Annotated in this window: 21 protein-coding genes; 5 read left to right on the top strand and 16 right to left on the bottom strand. The window is 45.3% G+C overall.

The features are described 5' to 3' along the window. Nucleotides 1–11 precede the first annotated feature (11 nt). Together ICE93_RS02745 and ICE93_RS02740 are read left to right on the top strand one after the other, a co-directional pair. A complete protein-coding gene (locus ICE93_RS02745) occupies nucleotides 12–1,445 on the top strand; it encodes a S41 family peptidase (protein WP_216185378.1) in 1,434 nt (477 codons plus the stop codon). A 21-nt stretch (nucleotides 1,446–1,466) separates the two neighbouring features. Further along, nucleotides 1,467–2,228: a HesA/MoeB/ThiF family protein gene (locus ICE93_RS02740; protein WP_216185375.1), complete on the top strand. Its 762-nt coding sequence runs from the start codon at nucleotides 1,467–1,469 to the stop codon at nucleotides 2,226–2,228. On the opposite strand, the gene ptsP is transcribed toward ICE93_RS02740, so the two are convergent. From ptsP to ICE93_RS02700, 8 genes are all read right to left on the bottom strand, one after another. Beyond that, nucleotides 2,225–3,976: a phosphoenolpyruvate--protein phosphotransferase gene (gene ptsP / locus ICE93_RS02735; protein ID WP_216185372.1), complete on the bottom strand. Its 1,752-nt coding sequence runs from the start codon at nucleotides 3,974–3,976 to the stop codon at nucleotides 2,225–2,227. The two genes, ICE93_RS02740 and ptsP, sit on opposite strands and share 4 nt — an antisense overlap. A 5-nt stretch (nucleotides 3,977–3,981) precedes the next feature. Continuing rightward, the gene (locus ICE93_RS02730; RefSeq protein ID WP_216185369.1) at nucleotides 3,982–4,251 is read right to left on the bottom strand and encodes an HPr family phosphocarrier protein; all 270 of its coding nucleotides are present in this window, start codon (nucleotides 4,249–4,251) and stop codon (nucleotides 3,982–3,984) included. A 16-nt stretch (nucleotides 4,252–4,267) separates the two neighbouring features. Beyond that, a complete protein-coding gene (locus ICE93_RS02725; protein ID WP_216185366.1) occupies nucleotides 4,268–4,690 on the bottom strand; it encodes a PTS sugar transporter subunit IIA in 423 nt (140 codons plus the stop codon). Nucleotides 4,691–4,692: 2 nt separating this feature from the next. After that, complete coding sequence (gene gshB / locus ICE93_RS02720) at nucleotides 4,693–5,634, bottom strand: glutathione synthase (protein WP_216185363.1); 942 nt, start codon at nucleotides 5,632–5,634, stop codon at nucleotides 4,693–4,695. A 27-nt stretch (nucleotides 5,635–5,661) separates the two neighbouring features. Then, the gene (gene gshA, locus ICE93_RS02715; RefSeq protein ID WP_216185360.1) at nucleotides 5,662–6,960 is read right to left on the bottom strand and encodes a glutamate--cysteine ligase; all 1,299 of its coding nucleotides are present in this window, start codon (nucleotides 6,958–6,960) and stop codon (nucleotides 5,662–5,664) included. Between the two features lie 105 nt (nucleotides 6,961–7,065). Continuing rightward, nucleotides 7,066–8,550 (bottom strand): ammonium transporter, encoded by a 1,485-nt coding sequence (locus tag ICE93_RS02710; protein WP_216185358.1) that lies wholly within the window; start codon nucleotides 8,548–8,550, stop codon nucleotides 7,066–7,068. 13 nt (nucleotides 8,551–8,563) lie between these two features. Continuing rightward, complete coding sequence (locus ICE93_RS02705) at nucleotides 8,564–8,902, bottom strand: P-II family nitrogen regulator (RefSeq protein ID WP_011903792.1); 339 nt, start codon at nucleotides 8,900–8,902, stop codon at nucleotides 8,564–8,566. Between the two features lie 24 nt (nucleotides 8,903–8,926). Continuing rightward, nucleotides 8,927–9,817 carry a TorF family putative porin gene (locus ICE93_RS02700; protein ID WP_216185355.1) on the bottom strand — a complete coding sequence of 297 codons (891 nt, stop codon included), beginning with the start codon at nucleotides 9,815–9,817 and terminating at the stop codon, nucleotides 8,927–8,929. 259 nt (nucleotides 9,818–10,076) lie between these two features. Between ICE93_RS02700 and ICE93_RS02695 the strand changes: the two genes are divergently transcribed. Then, nucleotides 10,077–10,331, top strand: a complete 255-nt coding sequence (locus tag ICE93_RS02695; RefSeq protein ID WP_216185352.1) for an accessory factor UbiK family protein — start codon at nucleotides 10,077–10,079, stop codon at nucleotides 10,329–10,331. A gap of 41 nt (nucleotides 10,332–10,372) precedes the next feature. Here ICE93_RS02695 and ICE93_RS02690 read toward each other — a convergent pair whose 3' ends face one another. The 7 genes from ICE93_RS02690 to ICE93_RS02660 are packed head-to-tail and all read right to left on the bottom strand — an operon-like array spanning nucleotide 10,373 to nucleotide 15,067. Further along, a complete protein-coding gene (locus ICE93_RS02690) occupies nucleotides 10,373–10,957 on the bottom strand; it encodes a hypothetical protein (protein ID WP_255554460.1) in 585 nt (194 codons plus the stop codon). Next, entirely contained in the window at nucleotides 10,950–11,960 is a 1,011-nt protein-coding gene (lipA, locus tag ICE93_RS02685) for a lipoyl synthase (RefSeq protein WP_216185347.1), read from the bottom strand. The genes ICE93_RS02690 and lipA overlap by 8 nt, the downstream gene beginning before the upstream one ends. Next, the gene (gene lipB, locus ICE93_RS02680; protein WP_255554459.1) at nucleotides 11,957–12,604 is read right to left on the bottom strand and encodes a lipoyl(octanoyl) transferase LipB; all 648 of its coding nucleotides are present in this window, start codon (nucleotides 12,602–12,604) and stop codon (nucleotides 11,957–11,959) included. Before lipB ends, lipA begins: the two co-directional genes overlap by 4 nt. A 4-nt stretch (nucleotides 12,605–12,608) precedes the next feature. Beyond that, on the bottom strand, nucleotides 12,609–12,875 hold the full coding sequence (locus tag ICE93_RS02675; protein WP_216185341.1) for a YbeD family protein: 267 nt from the start codon (nucleotides 12,873–12,875) through the stop codon (nucleotides 12,609–12,611). Nucleotides 12,876–12,908: 33 nt separating this feature from the next. Continuing rightward, nucleotides 12,909–13,622, bottom strand: a complete 714-nt coding sequence (locus tag ICE93_RS02670; RefSeq protein ID WP_216185337.1) for an alpha/beta hydrolase — start codon at nucleotides 13,620–13,622, stop codon at nucleotides 12,909–12,911. Between the two features lie 25 nt (nucleotides 13,623–13,647). Next, nucleotides 13,648–13,956, bottom strand: a complete 309-nt coding sequence (locus tag ICE93_RS02665) for a ferredoxin (RefSeq protein ID WP_216185334.1) — start codon at nucleotides 13,954–13,956, stop codon at nucleotides 13,648–13,650. A gap of 16 nt (nucleotides 13,957–13,972) precedes the next feature. Next, nucleotides 13,973–15,067, bottom strand: a complete 1,095-nt coding sequence (locus ICE93_RS02660; RefSeq protein WP_216185331.1) for a VanZ family protein — start codon at nucleotides 15,065–15,067, stop codon at nucleotides 13,973–13,975. A gap of 37 nt (nucleotides 15,068–15,104) precedes the next feature. On the opposite strand from ICE93_RS02660, the gene ICE93_RS02655 reads away from it, so the two are divergent. After that, nucleotides 15,105–15,890, top strand: a complete 786-nt coding sequence (locus tag ICE93_RS02655) for a biotin--[acetyl-CoA-carboxylase] ligase (RefSeq protein WP_216185328.1) — start codon at nucleotides 15,105–15,107, stop codon at nucleotides 15,888–15,890. Then, nucleotides 15,887–16,696 carry a type III pantothenate kinase gene (locus ICE93_RS02650; RefSeq protein WP_216185325.1) on the top strand — a complete coding sequence of 270 codons (810 nt, stop codon included), beginning with the start codon at nucleotides 15,887–15,889 and terminating at the stop codon, nucleotides 16,694–16,696. The genes ICE93_RS02655 and ICE93_RS02650 overlap by 4 nt, the downstream gene beginning before the upstream one ends. Here ICE93_RS02650 and rfaE2 read toward each other — a convergent pair. Next, the gene (gene rfaE2 / locus ICE93_RS02645) at nucleotides 16,693–17,181 is read right to left on the bottom strand and encodes a D-glycero-beta-D-manno-heptose 1-phosphate adenylyltransferase (RefSeq protein ID WP_216185322.1); all 489 of its coding nucleotides are present in this window, start codon (nucleotides 17,179–17,181) and stop codon (nucleotides 16,693–16,695) included. The two genes, ICE93_RS02650 and rfaE2, sit on opposite strands and share 4 nt — an antisense overlap. Between the last annotated feature and the right edge of the window lie 52 nt (nucleotides 17,182–17,233).

Genomic DNA, 17,233 nt, shown 5'->3' with positions numbered 1-17,233 from the left:
ACAAAAGAGCTATGCGCCAATTTCTAAAGAATTTTGCACTGATCGCAGTTGGTCTTATTGCTGGAGTTGCAGCTACGATCCAGCTCTCCGCGACCGCCCAGCAAGGCGCCCAGCTCCCGCTGGATGAACTACGCACGCTGTCCAATGTATTTGCACAGATTAAACGTGAGTATGTAGAGCCGATTGAAGACAAGCAATTATTGACAGATGCTGTCAAAGGAATGGTGAGTAGCCTTGATCCGCATTCCACCTTCTTAGACAAAAAAGACTTTTCAGAAATGCAGGAACAAACATCTGGAAAATTTGCTGGTCTCGGTATTGAAATTACATCTGAGGATGGCGTGGTGAAGGTGTTAAATCCAATTGAAGATAGCCCAGCAGCTCGTGCAGGTCTACAGGCAGGAGATTTAATTACACGTCTAGACGACAAGCCAGTACGCGGCATGTCCCTTGACAAAGCTGTCCGCACAATGCGTGGCACACCGGGAACCAAAATTACTTTGACAGTATTCCGCAAGAGTGAAGAGCGTAGCTTTCCAGTAACAATTACTCGTGCAGAAATTAAAGTTCAATCAGTCAAAACTAAAATTCTCGACAACGACATTGCTTGGGTTCGTATTACTAGCTTTCAGGAGCGCACAGTTCCCGATCTTGCTAGAAAATTAACTGATATCGCCAACCAAGACCCAAAACTTAAAGGCATCATTCTTGACCTTCGTAACAATGGCGGCGGTTTATTACAGGGCGCCGTTGGTGTGGCTGCTGCGTTCTTGCCAGCAGATGCAATCATTGTCTCCACCAAAGGCCAATCACCCGACTCAAAGCAAGTATTCAATGCCACTCCAGCAATGTACCGCTTGAACGAGCCTGGTGATCCACTAGCGGGTGTACCAGCCATCTTTAAGAAGTTGCCTATGGTGGTTTTAGTAAATGCCTACTCTGCATCTGCTTCAGAAATCGTTGCTGGCGCACTACAAGACTACAAGCGTGCGACCATCATCGGGAAAACAACTTTTGGTAAGGGCTCGGTACAAACTGTTCGCCCTCTAACCAATGATTCAGCGCTCAAAATTACTACCGCTTACTACTACACCCCTAGCGGTAAATCGATTCAGGCTTTTGGCGTTAAACCAGATATTCCGGTAGATCAAAATAAAGATGGTGATCCAGATGATGTTTTGATCACTCGCGAAATTGACAGCGAGAAGCATCTGCGCAATAAACAATCTGCTGAAGACAAGCTCATTAAAGATCGTGAGCAACGTCGTCTCGAAGAGCTACAACGCATTGAAGAAAAAAATGCGAAGAAAACTCCTGAGGAAAAAGAGAAAGATAAAAATAAGAAGCCACCAGAACTTGGTAGCGCTGATGATTTCATGCTTTCTCAAGCAGTTGCCTTTATTAATGGCCAGCCTGTGAAACGCTCATCCTCTAAGCTTGAATAATTTTTAGCTTACGGCTAGCATATGAATGACAAGCAGTTACTTCGCTACTCCAGGCATTTATTACTGGAAGAAATTGATGTTGTTGGCCAAGAAAAATTGCTTAAAGCACACGTATTGGTAGTTGGCGCTGGCGGCCTGGGTAGTGCGGCCGCACCTTACTTGGCCGCAGCAGGAGTAGGTCACATCACCCTGATGGATCATGATGCCGTAGAACTTACGAATTTGCAGCGCCAAATCATGCATGCCGAGAGCAGTGTTGGCAAAAGCAAAGTTGCCTCCGGAAAAGAATTTCTAGAGCGACTGAATTCCACGATTCAAATCGAAACCATTCAAGCCAAAGCAACCAACTCACTGCTTGACGAGTTATTGCCGAGCGTAGATGTAGTTTTAGATTGCACGGATAATTTTTCAACTAGGCATCTAATTAATGCTGCCTGCGTTAAAAGTAAAACTGCACTGGTTTCTGGATCGGCCCTCAAATTTGATGGTCAAGTTAGTGTTTTTGATCCGCGTAACTCAAAGTCACCATGCTATGCCTGCATCTTTTCTCCAGATGAGCAATTTGAAGAGGTCAGCTGCTCTAGCATGGGTATCTTCTCGCCCTTGGTGGGAATTATTGGTGCCATGCAGGCAGCTCAAGCCCTGCAAGTTTTAATTGGCTTTGGTGAAACCTTAGTGGGACGTATGCTACTTTGGAATGGGCGGACAACCCAGATTGATGAAATCCGCATTAGCCGCAATGGTGAGTGTTCAGTGTGCAGCTCAGCGCACCAAGACTACTAAGAAAGTAAGCGTTCTAAAGCTTTTGCTTGCTCTTCGGGCTCATAAGCCCTCAAAACTCTAGCTACACGAGCCTTTAATAAACCTACATTAGCCTGCAAAATCTCTCGCTTTACCAATAGCAACTGACTAAAGTGCATTGAAAAATCGGTCAAGCCCAGCGCCAGCAATAACCTTGTTAATGCAGGATCACCAGCCATCTCACCACAAACGGCCACAGGCACATTTGCGCGTTTAGCTTGCTCAATAATATTTGCCAATAAGTTCAATATGGCCGGATGCAGGGGATCGTATAAATGCGCGACAGCATGATCCGCACGATCAATCGCCAAGGTGTACTGAATTAAATCGTTAGTTCCAATTGATAGGAAATCAAAGCGATTAATAAACAAAGGTAGCACCAAAGCTGCAGCAGGAATCTCAATCATGGCGCCGACTTGAATATTCGGGTTAAATGCTTTTCCACGCTGATGCAATTGCTGCTTCGCTTTTTCAATTAATCTAAATGTTTCGTCAATTTCTTTTGCATGTGCCAACATTGGAATCATGATGCGCGCCTGGCCATGTGCTGAAGCACGCAAGATAGCCCTTAACTGCGTTAAGAAAATTTCAGGCTCCGTTAAAGACCAGCGGATCGCTCGCAACCCTAGTGGTGACGTGCCTGTTTGCGAAATGTCACCGCCGCCGCCTAAAGCCTTATCGGCACCAACATCGATCGTTCTGATGTTGACAGGCAAGCCATGCATCAAATCCACTACACGGCGATATTCCTGATATTGCTGCTCTTCATCTGGTAAAGCTTGTTTGCGATCCATGAATAAAAATTCGGAGCGGAACAAACCAACACCCACTGCACCCAACTTCACCGCTTGAATAGCATCTTCTGGCAACTCAATATTGGCGAACAACTCAATCTCAACACGATCTGCTGTTTCAGTTTTGGCATGTTTTAACTGCTGGAGCTTGCGAGCCTCTTTTAATACTTGCGTTTGTAATTTTCGATACTCAGCTAGCAGATGCTCATCTGGAGCAACTACCACAACACCTCGCTCGCCATCCAATACAAGCCAGTCGCCATGACGAATCATTTCACTCGCATGACGCACACCAACTACCGCAGGAATCTCCATACTACGAGCCACAATAGCGGTATGCGAGGTCTTGCCACCAAGGTCTGTTACAAAACCTGTAAAGGCATGCTCTTTAAAACGCAACATGTCGTGCGGGGCAATATCATGGGCAACAATGATCGACTCGACCCCAACTTCACTTCCGGGTAAGAAATCTGAATCATTTAAGGAATCTTTCTTCTGGGCATTTAATGCCTTAATGACACGCTCAGCAACCTGCCGAATATCATTAGCACGCTCTTTTAGATACGCATCTTCAATATCTGCAAATTGTTCCAATAGATCATTGAGCTCAGTTGTTAAAGCCCAAGCTGCATTTAATCTTTGAGTGCGAATTAACTTAATCGGCTTCTCAGCTAACGCAGGGTCAGCCAATATCATGCCGTGCACATCTAAGAATGCCGCCATCTCTTGTGGCGCATCTTTAGGCAAGCCTTGACGCAATTGCTCGAGCTCTAAACGCACCTGATCAAACGCATCCAACAACTTTTGAGCTTCAGCCTCTTCTTTACCGACCTCAACCAGATGATGACTCACTTCTAATGCTGCACGAGATATCAGTACGGCTTTGCCAATGGCAATGCCTTTTGATACCGGAATTCCGTGCAAAGCAAATGTCATACCAATTACTCACCTTCACCAAAGCGATCATTAATCAAAGCTGTCAGAGCCTGCAGAGCTTCATCCTCTTTCTCGCCTATAGTCTCAAGAATGACAGTGCTGCCAATTCCAGCCGCTAACATCATGACACCCATGATGCTCTTGGCATTAATTTGACGTCCATTACGTGACAGGAATATTTCACAGGGAAACTGTGCGGCTAATTGAGAAAGCTTTGCAGAAGCGCGTGCGTGCAAACCCAACTTATTAATGATTTCAATTTCTGCAGTAGGCATTGTGGATGAGTCCTCTTTACTCTTGATTTACTTTTGAACCGAGGCGCAAAATTCCATGCTGCCCACCAACAAGCGCCTTTTGCGCGAGCTCCTCTAAACCCTCACCGCGATGAGAGATGCAACGCATCAACATAGGGAGGTTAAGTCCAGCCAAAACAACCACAGGCGCATTTAATCCCGATAAGGGGCCCAATGCTTCCAATTTGGATGCTACATTCGCAGGGGTGGCACCCATGACATCGGTCAGAATAAGAACACCATTACCCGTATTTACGCCATAAGCCGCTTTCAGCACGCGATCAAAGCTCACCTTAGTATCTTCATGGGGGGGAATATCAACCGCCCGCACACGTTCTGGCAGCACTCCAAAGGTATGTTCTGCAAAACCCAACATTGCGCTCGCAACCGGTGTATGAGCAACGATGACAATTCCAGCCATATTTATGCCAATGCTTTCTCTAGTGTTGCCAACCAAAATTGCGGAACATTAAAATCACTTTGGTCGGTAATTTCAACAAAACAAGTGGGGCTAGTCACATTAATTTCAGTGAGATAGCCTCCGATTAAGTCTAGTCCAACTAAGAATAATCCACGCTGATTGAGTATTGACGCCAATTTTTCTGCAACCCTTTTTTCATCCTCAGTTAAGGGCATGGCAACCCCTTTACCGCCAGCGGCTAAATTGCCGCGAATTTCATTGCCCTGTGGAATACGAGCCAAGGCAAATGGCACGACTTGACCGCCAATTAATAGCACGCGCTTATCGCCATGGACAATCTCTGGAAGGAAGCGTTGAATCATTAGCGTCCTTGCGCCATTTTCCCCAAGTGTTTCGACAATGCTCGCGAGATTTAGGCCGTCGGCACCAACCCTAAATACGCCCATGCCCCCCATGCCATCCAAGGGTTTGATCACAATGTCTTGGTGAATTTGATGAAAGCGCTCTACCGCATCCAGTTCACGGGTTACCAGAGTAGGAGGAATAAGCTCAGGAAACTCGGTAATAGACAGTTTTTCTGAGTGATCACGCACCGCACTAGGCTCATTAAATACTTTTGCACCCTGACGAACTGCAGCCGATAACAACCAAGTTGTATTAAGGTATTCAATATCAAATGGTGGATCTGTGCGCATGAGAACTGCAGAAAAAGATTTGAGTACCCGAGACTCAATGTCGCCCAACTCATACCAATTCGTAGAGCTTGGCTTGATTACTAACAACTGACAATCAGCCACTACGAAATCATCTCGCCATAAAACATTTCTACTTTGGCAAAACCATAAACGATGTCCAGCCTCTTGAGCAGCGCGCATCATTGTCAGCGTGGAATCTTTTTGAATCTTGAAAGACTCCAGGGGGTCTGCAATAAAAAGAAAGTCCATTTTTCTATTGAGAGATTAGTGTTTCATTTATGCAGCTTCGGCATTTGGATCGGTACGCTCAAGCTCCAATGATGCAGCAAGAAGAGCTAGACGGGCAACCACGCCATACAAATAGAAACGATTAGGTGCTGCGCTGCCTGGCTTAGCGCCCAAATCAGGCATAGAGTTTTGCTCAAATGCCAGCGGCACAAAGTGCATGCCAGGCGCGTTGAGATTTTCATCTGGACCACGATCGGTATGAACGCGATAGAACCCGCCAATAACGTAGCGGTCAATCATGTACACCACTGGTTCAGCAACTGCCTCATTAACCTTTTCGAAGGTATAGACGCCCTCCTGAATCAACACGTCACTGACCTCAAGACCTTCCTTAACCACGCTCATCTTATTGCGATCTTTGCGATTCAAACCCTTCAGCTGTGCGGGATCGTTTACAACCATGATGCCCATGCCATAGGTTCCTGCATCTGCTTTCACAACAACGTATGGCTTCTCTTTAATGCCGTATTCACGATATTTTTTCGCTGTCTTTTTTAATACCTGTTCGACTGCAGTTTGTAATTCGTCTTCGCCCTTGCGCTCGTGGAAATTAATATTTGAGCAACTTGAAAAATAGGGATTAATCATCCACGGATCAATATCGACGACTTTAGCAAACTTCTTCGCGACCTCTTCGTAAGCAGCAAAGTGATTTGATTTACGGCGCACATGCCAACCGGCGTGCAAGCCAGGCAATAAGTACTGCTCATAAATATTTTCCAGAATCGGCGGGATGCCAGCTGATAGATCGTTGTTCAATAAGATAGAGCAAGGGTCAAAGTCTTTTAAACCTAAACGCTGCTTCTTCAACCCCAGCCTAGAAAGAGGCTCCATCAACAAGCGGTTACCGTCAGGCAACTCAATCCAAGTTGGCTTCTTTATTTCTTCGGAGAAAGTGCCGAGGCGAACATTCAAACCTGCTTGACGCAATATTGAAGACAAACGTGCAATATTTTGCAAATAGAAAGTATTGCGAGTATGACGCTCCGGGATTAACAATAAGTTTTTCGCTTCCGGACAAATCTTCTCAATAGCAGCCATTGCAGCTTGCACAGCTAAAGGCAACATCTGCGGAGATAGATTATTAAACCCACCTGGGAAAAGATTGGTGTCTACCGGCGCCAACTTAAACCCGGAATTACGTAGATCAACTGAACAGTAAAAAGGTGGCGTGTGCTCTTGCCATTCCAGCCTGAACCAACGCTCAATGGTTGGGGTCGCTTCTAGAACCTTTGACTCTAATTCGAGCAAAGGGCCGCTTAGTGCAGTAATGAGATGTGGAACCATTCCACCATTGTAAGATTATTAAAAGAAAGACGCGGGATCCATGGATCCCGCGCTTAAAACTGGGCAGCTAACCATTAGCCACCCAGTGAGGGGTAAATCTACAGATTAAGACTCGTAGGCAGACTCACCGTGTGAGGTGATATCGAGGCCTTCACGCTCTTGATCTTCCTTGACACGCAAACCAATCACGATATCGACCAATTTGAAGGCAATGAAAGAAACTACGCCTGACCAAATTAAAGTCACAATCACGCCTTGGCTTTGGATCCAGAGCTGACTAGCGATTGAGTAATCGGGGGCAACAGCATTTGCCACATAGTCCCAAATACCTGTTCCGCCGAGAGCTGGATCAGCAAATACGCCTGTTAGCAATGCGCCCAAGATACCGCCAACGCCATGCACGCCGAATACGTCTAAGCTGTCATCTGAACCCAACATCTTCTTGAGACCAGAAACACCCCACAAGCAAACTACACCAGCAGCAGCACCGATGGCGAGCGCACCCATTGGACCTACAAAGCCAGCAGCAGGAGTAACAGCAACCAAACCGGCTACGCATCCAGAAGCAGCACCCAACATGGATGGCTTGCCTTTTGTAATCCACTCAGCAAATGACCAGCTCAATACTGCAGCAGCTGTTGCCAACAATGTATTTACAAAAGCCAATACTGCACTACCGTTTGCCTCGAGGGCTGAACCAGCATTGAAGCCAAACCAACCAAACCATAAGAGTGAGGCGCCAATCATGACGAATACCAAGTTGTGTGGCTTCATAGCTTCTTTGCCGTAACCCAAACGCTTACCAACTACATATGAGCCAACCAAGCCTGCGATCGCAGCATTGATATGAACAACGGTACCACCAGCAAAGTCGAGAACACCCTTTTGCCACAACCAACCAGCACGCGCTGTAATTGCTTCAAGTGATGCAGCATCTTTGATGTCGTCAGGACCAGGCCAGAACCAAACCATATGAGCAATTGGCAGATAGCTGAAAGTGAACCAAAGAATCACAAACAAAATGATTGCGGAGAACTTTGCACGTTCAGCAAACGCACCAACAATCAAGCAGCAAGTAATCGTTGCAAAGGCAGCTTGGAAAGTCATAAATACAAACTCAGGAATAACAACGCCTTTACTAAAAGTAGCCGCTACTGAATCTGGATTCATACCTTGTAAGAACAAGCGATCCAATCCACCAATAAATGCCCCGCCTTCGCTAAATGCAAAGCTATAGCCATAAAGCGACCACAAGACCGCTATCAATGAAAAGATAAACATGCACTGTACGAGTACAGAAAGAATGTTTTTACTTCTTGTTAAGCCACCGTAGAACAAAGCCAAACCAGGCAAAGTCATCAGAATTACTAATGCGGTACATACTAGTAACCAAGCGGTATCAGCCTTATTGCACTTTTCAGAGCAAAGAACTGGAGCAGGCTCTGCAGCAGCAGGAGTCGCAGCAGGCGCTGTAACAGCCGGCTTCTTAACTTCATCAGCATGGGCTGGTGAAGTAACCATTACACCGGTAGCGCCAATGGCCAAGGCCACAGCACCACCAGCAACGAGTCGTTTCATCCAAGTTAACATTTTGAACCTCTCTTTAAAGTGCTGACGCGCCGGTTTCACCGGTGCGAATACGAATGACGTGCTCAACTGGGGAGACAAAAATCTTGCCATCACCAATCTTGCCTGTACGTGCAGATTTTTCAATTGCTTCAATCGCACGCTCCAAGATGCCATCTTCAACAGCAGCTTCAATTTTTACTTTAGGTAAGAAGTCGACAACATACTCAGCACCGCGATATAACTCGGTGTGACCTTTTTGACGACCAAAGCCTTTAACCTCAGTGACGGTAATGCCCGAAACTCCCACTTCCGAGAGAGCCTCGCGCACTTCGTCAAGCTTGAATGGCTTGATGATTGCGGTAATTAATTTCATACGTTTCTCCGTTCAGAGTGGAAATTAGAAAGTTTTTGTTAGGGAAATTAAGCCACCTGCTTGACCCAAATTCTTACCAGAGGGACTTACATATGCATAACTACCGTTGTAGGTAGCCGCATTGGTACCAACATAAGCCACGGCAGCAGATAAGCCACCTCCAAAGTCTTTAGTTACTCCCAGTTTCCAATCTGTATATGAGTAGAGAGTGCTATTGCTCAAATTTGGATATGTGGCAGAAGAAGAGACTCCATTTTGGTTACCAGCAATATATTGATAACCTACGTGTCCATTCAAAGATAAGCCCCAAATGCCAGTATCGTAGTTCAGCGTTAAGTCAGGATAGTAAGAACCGGATGAGTTAACAGTGCCAAAAATTGGAGTTACTGCATATGAGAATTTTACAAAACCAGTTACCGGACCAAATGTGAAGTTTTGAGCAACGTATAGCTCTGTTGTATTTGGATTCGCTAAAGCGTTGTTAGAGTTTGGAATGCCGCTTGTTGGATAGTAATATTGCAAGACACCAAAGTCAGAAGCAAAGCCTGCGCCAATCAACTCTTTCTTGATACCAGCATAAAAGTCCATCTCAATAGGAGCTGAGACTGTTTTATTAGTAAACGCAATTGCACCAGGAGTGTTATAGCCATCAGCAATCCAGCTGATTGAGCTGTTCCAGTTACCAATGTAGAAACCGCTCTCATGGGCATAGTCGAAGCCACCTTGAATTGCTGGCTTAAAGTTTGACTGGCTGAGGCCGCGATAACGGTAATCATTCACCACAGTAACGTTAGCTGTAATAGGGCTAGCTTCAGGCGCTTCAGGAGCCGCCGCTGGAGCTGATTGAGCAAATGCTGCAGTTGCAAATAAACCAGAGGCTGCTAGAGCGATGGCTGTCTTTTGAATTGTTTTCATTTAAAACTCCTAAGTGGTCATGAAAAAGGGATAAATGCTTATTGCATGGAGTGATCATGACGGGAGGGCTTTTTCTGGCCTTGGCCTAATTCCCCTATTTAATGCTTATGCACCTTTTTAGTGCTTTATATTGCACCCTATAGGTGAATTTAGGTCATTTTTCATGTTTTTAACCCTTTTAGGGCGTTTTACTCCTTACAACTTAAAATATAAATATGTATCTTTTCTGCAACTCTCAATAGAACTGCGAATCCCCATCATGCAAAAACCCGGCGAAATCATCGAACAAATCCAACGTATCGCTAGTGATATGCAGAATAAAGTTGGCGATGCGATCCGCAATTCACCTGCTCAAGAGATTGAAAAGAATGTACGCGCCATGATGAATCAAGGATTTCAGAAAATGGACTTGGTCACGCGCGAAGAGTTTGAACTACAAGGCAAGGTACTTGCCAAGACACGTGAGAAATTAGAAGCGCTAGAAGCAAAAGTAGCTGCACTTGAAAAACAGTAATAGCAAGTTACTGCAGTAGATTCAATTTTTAAGTCTTCGGATTATTCTGGCACGAAGTCATTAAAGAAGTTTTCATAATCTTCTTTAGCAAAAAAAGTTTTTGCATTTGCTGTAGCAGAATTCGTATGCAACACTGAGATCTGATAAATCCAACTATCTCCATTTGGTGCAACTCGATTAATCCAACGAACACGCATGAGTTGCTGTGATTTTCCATTGGATTTCAAATCAATAAAATAATCTTTGGTTGATAAACGTTGTTTATCCGCAGTTTTATAAAACCCATCTTCAACAACGACAGCTCCGCCAGATGCTTTTGCCCTATCAATTACATTCGCCTGCAATTGCGAAAGAAGCTTACTAAGAGACACGCTTTGATTCGCCGGCAACTGAATAGTGCTAACCGAATAAATATCGTTTTCAATTTTTACCGCCTCAAGAACCTGCAAAAACTCTTGATCAAGATAGGGAATGCGTCGGTCTAATTTATCTGGCTTACCAGGAAATAAAGCGGTGTATCGCTCTTGCGGCGACTGGACTGTTCGCCAATCCAACTTTGGACTGCATGCAATAAGAAAAATTAAAGCCGCCAATAAGGTAGCGGCTTTTGTAACTCCTCTAAACAACCCCAGCTCCATGCGCCTGTTGATCTGCGTGATAGCTTGAACGCACCATAGCACCTACTGCCGCATGGGAAAAGCCCATTTCATAAGCCTTTTCCTCAAACATCCTAAAGACGTCGGGATGAACATAGCGAGTAACAGGCAAATGATGTCCCGAAGGAGCAAGGTACTGACCGATAGTGAGCATGTCGATATTATGTTCACGCATATCGCGCATGACTTCCAAAATCTCATCATCCGTTTCGCCCAGACCCACCATCAAACCGCTCTTGGTTGGTACGTGTGGAAAACGCTCTTTGAAGTCTTTTAGAAGTTTTAATGAGTGAAGGTAATCAGCACCAGGTCTAGCTTGTTTATACAAACGAGGTACTGTTTCTAGATTGTGATTCATCACATCGGGCAAACCATTTGGCGCATGCTCAGCAAAGATATCTAGAGCCTTATCGAGACGACCGCGAAAGTCTGGCACCAACACTTCGATGCGAGTGTTGGGCGAAAGGGTGCGTGATTGAGAAATGCAATCCACATAATGCATTGCACCGCCATCACGCAGATCATCACGATCCACGCTGGTAATAACAACATAGTTTAATTTGAGCGCTGCAATTGTGCGGGCTAAATTAGCCGGCTCTTTTGTGTCCAAAGGATCTGGCCTGCCATGACCTACATCGCAGAATGGGCAACGGCGCGTGCATTTGTCACCCATGATCATGAAGGTTGCAGTGCCCTTACCAAAACACTCGCCGATATTGGGACAGCTTGCTTCCTCGCAAACAGTTACCAACTCGTTTTCGCGCAAAATCTTTTTGATTTCAGAAAAGCGTGAATTATTGGAGGCTGCCTTTACTCGAATCCAATCCGGCTTTTTAAGCACTTGTTCTAGTGGAACAATCTTGATTGGAATACGCGCAGTCTTCTCGCTTGATTTTTGCTTACGTGATGCGTCGTAATTGAGATCTTGGCGACCCTCAATAGGTGTGTTTATATCAGGCTTGTTTGTTGTCATGATGGCATCAGTTGCTTTTGTAAGTGCTGCAAAAGCCTTTGGCTAATAATGTCTATATTGTCCTTGATCCCAAGGGTTTGCATATCAACCGTTTTTAAACCCTCATAACCACAAGGGTGGATACGCTTGAAAGCCTCCAAATCAGTCGCCACATTCAAGGCAAGACCATGATAGGAACAGCCTTTAGATACTTTAAGGCCCAGGGCTGCAATCTTAGCGCCAATCCATTCTGGAGGCACCCCTAACTGCTGAGAGACATAAATTCCTGGTGCGCCTGGATGTCTTTCAGCCTGAATGCCGAAATCGGCTAGGGTATCAATCACTGCTTGCTCTATTCGAGAAACCAGCTCCTTGACGAAAATTCCAAGGCGCCTGAGATCCAACAGAAGATAAACAACAATCTGGCCTGGCCCGTGATAAGTGATTTCGCCACCGCGATCAACATGCACTAGAGGAATTTGATTGCTCGGTGAATGCAAATTTCTTGCATCACCAGCTAAGCCCAAAGTAAACACAGGGGGATGCTCTAACACCCAAATCTCATCAGGCGTATCGTTATTACGCGCCTTTGTAAATGCTTGCATTGCCTCATACGTCGATGCGTAATCCGCCAACCCAAGTTGTTTTATCAAAGCCGGCATCAATGAATTAGAGAACGACGCTAACTAATGGGTGAGTAGACAAAGTTCTATAGAGCTCATCCAACTGCTCACGACTAGTCGCAGTAATTGGCAAAGTAATTCCCAAGTAATTTCCGTCCTTGGAAGGACGCTGCTCTACTTTGCTCTCATCAAATGTAGGATCAAATTGCTTGGCAATATGAATGATCGCAGGGAGATATTCAGGGTTTGCTTTGCCCATTACCTTGATTGGAAATAATGAGGGGTACTCAATTAAGGACTTTTCTTCAGCCATGCTTTAACTCTCTATATCTAATTTGATTTGTAATTATTTGCGGTGATCTGGCATACCCAACCAAGCACCAGTAATGATGTTGCGAATGCAATGTAAGCGACGGTGGAAAAAATGATCAGCGCCAGGAACTACCTGCACCGCTAATTCTTGTGGGCGCGCCCAATCCAAAACATCAATTAATGGGATCGTTTCATCTAATTCACCATGAATTAATATCGTATCCGCAGGAACTTGAGCCAGCGTCCACTTGCCAGCAGCACTACCCACCATGACAAGACGCTCAGCTGGGCGCCCCAGCTCTGAAAGCCTTTGCACCAAGTGGCTGCCAACAAAACTTCCAAAAGAAAAACCAGAAACAACTAATGGCAAACTATTTGCGTTCGCTGCCCAGGCCTGATTAGCAGTTGCCTCAAATTCGCTCCAGCTTGATGGAGTACGCATCCAGTCAGTCACATGCAGTAAATCTTCTAGCTCTCCAACGCCATCATCATGAACACCCTCGGTTCCACCGACACCACGAAAGTTTGGACGCACACTAACATAACCCAATTGGTTAAATGCACGTGCCATAGTTTGCGCAACTTTGTTATCCATCGTCCCACCCATTAGAGGGTGCGGATGAGCAACGAGCGCTAAACCACGAACTGCAAAGTTAGGATCATTTTTTAATTCATCGGGAAGATCAATCGACATCTCAATTGATCCAACAATACCTTCAATATGAATTAATTTTGTACGGCTATTCATAAATCACTTTCAATCATTTAAATTGCTAAGCCAACTGCAAGCGCTCAACCGGGCGACCTGCAATTAAATGTGATTGGATAATTTCCTCAACATCATTTATATCAACCATGGTGTACCAAACACCTTGTGGATAAACGACCATGACAGGACCTTCAGAGCAGCGGTCTAAACATCCAGCCTTATTAACGCGAATCTTTCCTGGGCCTGCAAGTCCAAGTTCTTTTACTCTTTTTTTGGCGTAATCAAATAGCATAAAAGCATTGTGCTGATCGCAGCACTCTTCGCCATTACTGCGTTGATTTAAACAAAAAAATAGGTGGTGTGAAAAACTCATAGAAAAATTATATTCATCAATGCTTCGATTTAAATTCCCTAGCACTGCGAAGCATCCAAATAAGCGCTAAAGGTAACCATACTACTGAAACCCACTGCATGAGCTCATTAAAGTGCAATAAGCGACCCTGATACCAATGTCTTAGCGTCAGAATGAAGTAGGGATTGTCAGGCAATATGTTGACCGCTATTGTGGTTCCCACTAAACAGGTCAAAGCTAGCCAAAATTTAAGCTCGGGCTCCAACTTTAGTGCCGACCTTAATAAGATGCTACCCAGCACCATTCCCCAGAGGGCCCCTGCAGTTAACCAATTCAAACTAAATTCGGCGCCAAACTGAAGTGCTGTAAACAAAATCTTGATGAGTACCGTCAAACCAAGTAGCCCGTTCAGGATGCGCCACTGAGGTGCCTTAGCTCGTAATCCGAGCGACAGCAATAAGGCAACGCCGAGCCAACATAACGATGTAATCACTACCTCCTGAGCAACATGATTAATCACCCAAGTGCCCCAATCTACTGAGCCAAATATTGCATGCCCCCAAACGCCCGTTCCAAGCCAAGAGCTTTGAGGATAAATTTGCGACCATGGAAACAACAGAAATAATGCACACGCTGCCCAATTCAAGCCAAACCATTGGTCAAAACGGCGGCGAATAGCGCTCCCGGAGAGCCACTGCGGACCCAGTGGAATGGCCAATAAGCCTCCCAATAACCCCCCCAATATATTGGCCCACCAATCCATCTGACTGGGAATACGTGTAGGCAGCCAAGATTGCAAGGTCTCTACACCCAAGGCAAGTGCGGCACTCAAACCAAGGGCGACACCAAGGGCTACGAAGTTACGCCAACGTGGGTAGGCAGCAAACATCACCAAAAACCCAAAAGGGATATAAGCAAGGATATTGACTGCCACATCAAACAAAGTAATAAAACGAGGCAAGGGGGCATCCAACCATGCCCAGGCAGATATTCCGTTATGGAAATCAAAATCGAAGGGGTTAAGGCTCACATAGATAATCAAGAGCGCATAACTTAAGCTCATAGCCCTAGCTAACGGCATAGCCTGTAAAGGCCATACTAACTTCCGCGGTCGTTGATCTTTTTGATCCATCCCACAATTCTAGGTCAGACCTTTCTACAATGGCGGAATGACTGCAAATTGCATACTTGAGCGCGTTATAGAGACCAAATCGACGAATGATGATCTTTTGGAGCGTTGGCGCGCCGGAGAGTTAATCGATCCAGTGGCGCGCATTGCCCACAAACAAACAGCAGGCAAAGGAAGAGCCGGGCGATCATGGCTAGCCAATCCCGAAGACTCCCTTTGCTTTTCTTTAGCCTTTCCATTTAAAAGAACGCCTGCAGAATTGAGTGGCTTGAGTTTGCTAGTTGGCCTAGCTGTCATATCCGGGATTGCACAAGCATGCGAACTCAGCGAATCCAAACTTTATGAATTAGGACTTCGCTTAAAGTGGCCAAATGATTTGTTACTAAATTACGCTAAACTCGCCGGCATTTTGATAGAAGGTGGTCAAGCAAAAGCAGGGGAATCAACCTGGATGATTATTGGGGTTGGTATCAACTTACGTAATGCAGAAAAAATTGAAGTTAGTCTAGACAATGGATTCAGAGCAAGCTCTCTTAGCCAGATTACAGACTCGCTACCGGATGTTGAATACCTTTGGTTGAAATTGATCGCATCTTTGGAACACAACCTCACCGAATTCGATCTACATGGATTTAAGCCATGCATGAGGTCGTGGATGAAGTGGGATGCATATCGAGATCAAGCTGTTTGCATTTCAGGCGCCGGTAAAGATGCTGTATACGGCATCACAAAAGGTGTTGATGAATCTGGAGCATTACTATTGCAACAGGAAAACAAAACGGTCGCCATTCATGCGGGTGATGTTTCATTACGGATTCAATCATGAGCCTTTATTTATTCTTTGATGTTGGCAATACACGCCTTAAATGGGCGGCTGTGGAATCCAATCAAAATCCAAGCACCCAACAAAAGAAGTTGTGGGCTTACTCGGGCTCTATTAGCAGCAAGTCTTTGCAGTCAGCCGATCATCGCAAGGAATTAGCCGACTATATTGCAAAGACACTTCCAAAACCAGATGCCATTGGCTTTTGCAGCGTAGCCGAGGAAGAAGCTATCACCAATCTCAAGTCATTATTTCCACAATGGAGTGATTTGAATTGGCAGCAATTAAAAGGCGACAGCACATTCTCAGGAATGCGTAGCCTTTATCAAGATACTAGTAAGCTCGGCGCCGATCGCTGGGCCGCACTCATTGGAGCCCGCACTTTATCTACCAGCAACACCCTAGTTGTGAATGCTGGTACCGCCACCACGATTGACCTGCTAGGATCTAATGGAGTGCATTATGGCGGGTGGATCTTGCCTGGTCTTGGGCTTATGCAAGAAAGCTTGCAGAGCAAAACTGCGCAACTCCCTTTAGCGGTTCGTGAAGAATCTCAGCAAGAATTTGGAACTACAACTAATGAAGCCATTATTAGTGGATGTGATGCAGCACAGATTGGCGCCATTCACTATGCTTTACTACAAGCTAAAAAATTAAATCATCCAATTGAAAGAATTTGGTTTGATGGCGGTAATGCAAAAATTCTTCTTGCTCAAATAAAAAAAATTGACCTGCAGAATTGGCCGATTGAACAAACTGAGGGCTTAGTACTCCGCGGCATTTGGGCGTGGCTACTACAAAATCTTTAAGCGCGAATCTTGCCTAATAGACTTGTGGTGGAGCGCTCATACAAAAATGGTATGGCAATTGCCTTACCGCCCCAGCTTTTTACAAGATGAGTCTCAGCTAAGGCGTCGATTTCATAGTCTCCACCCTTTACATATATATCAGGACGAATTTTTTCAATTAAGTTGACTGGAGTTTGTTCGGTAAACAACACAGCCATATCAACACTCTCCAGCGCAGCCAACAAGGCCTGACGATCAGCCTCTGTATTTATAGGTCTGTCGTCGCCTTTACCCAGCATCTTGACCGAAGCATCTGAATTTACACCCACTACCAAACTAGCGCCCAAAGCTCGTGCCTGAGCTAAATAACTGGCATGTCCGCGATGCAGAATATCAAAGACTCCATTAGTAAACACTAGTGGCCTTGGAAGACTTGCTAAGCGAACCGCAAGCTCGTCGGGTGGACAAACTTTGGCTTCGAAAGAGGGTGGTAGTAACTGGTTCATAACTCAATATTAATGGCAATTTTGTAATGCCAGCGATATTAGCCAGAATGTC

This window comes from Polynucleobacter sp. MWH-HuK1, assembly GCF_018881815.1.
In the GTDB taxonomy this organism is placed as follows: Bacteria; Pseudomonadota; Gammaproteobacteria; order Burkholderiales; family Burkholderiaceae; genus Polynucleobacter.
Note: the sequence above shows the minus strand (reverse complement) of the source record. Positions and strands in the feature narration are given on the sequence as shown.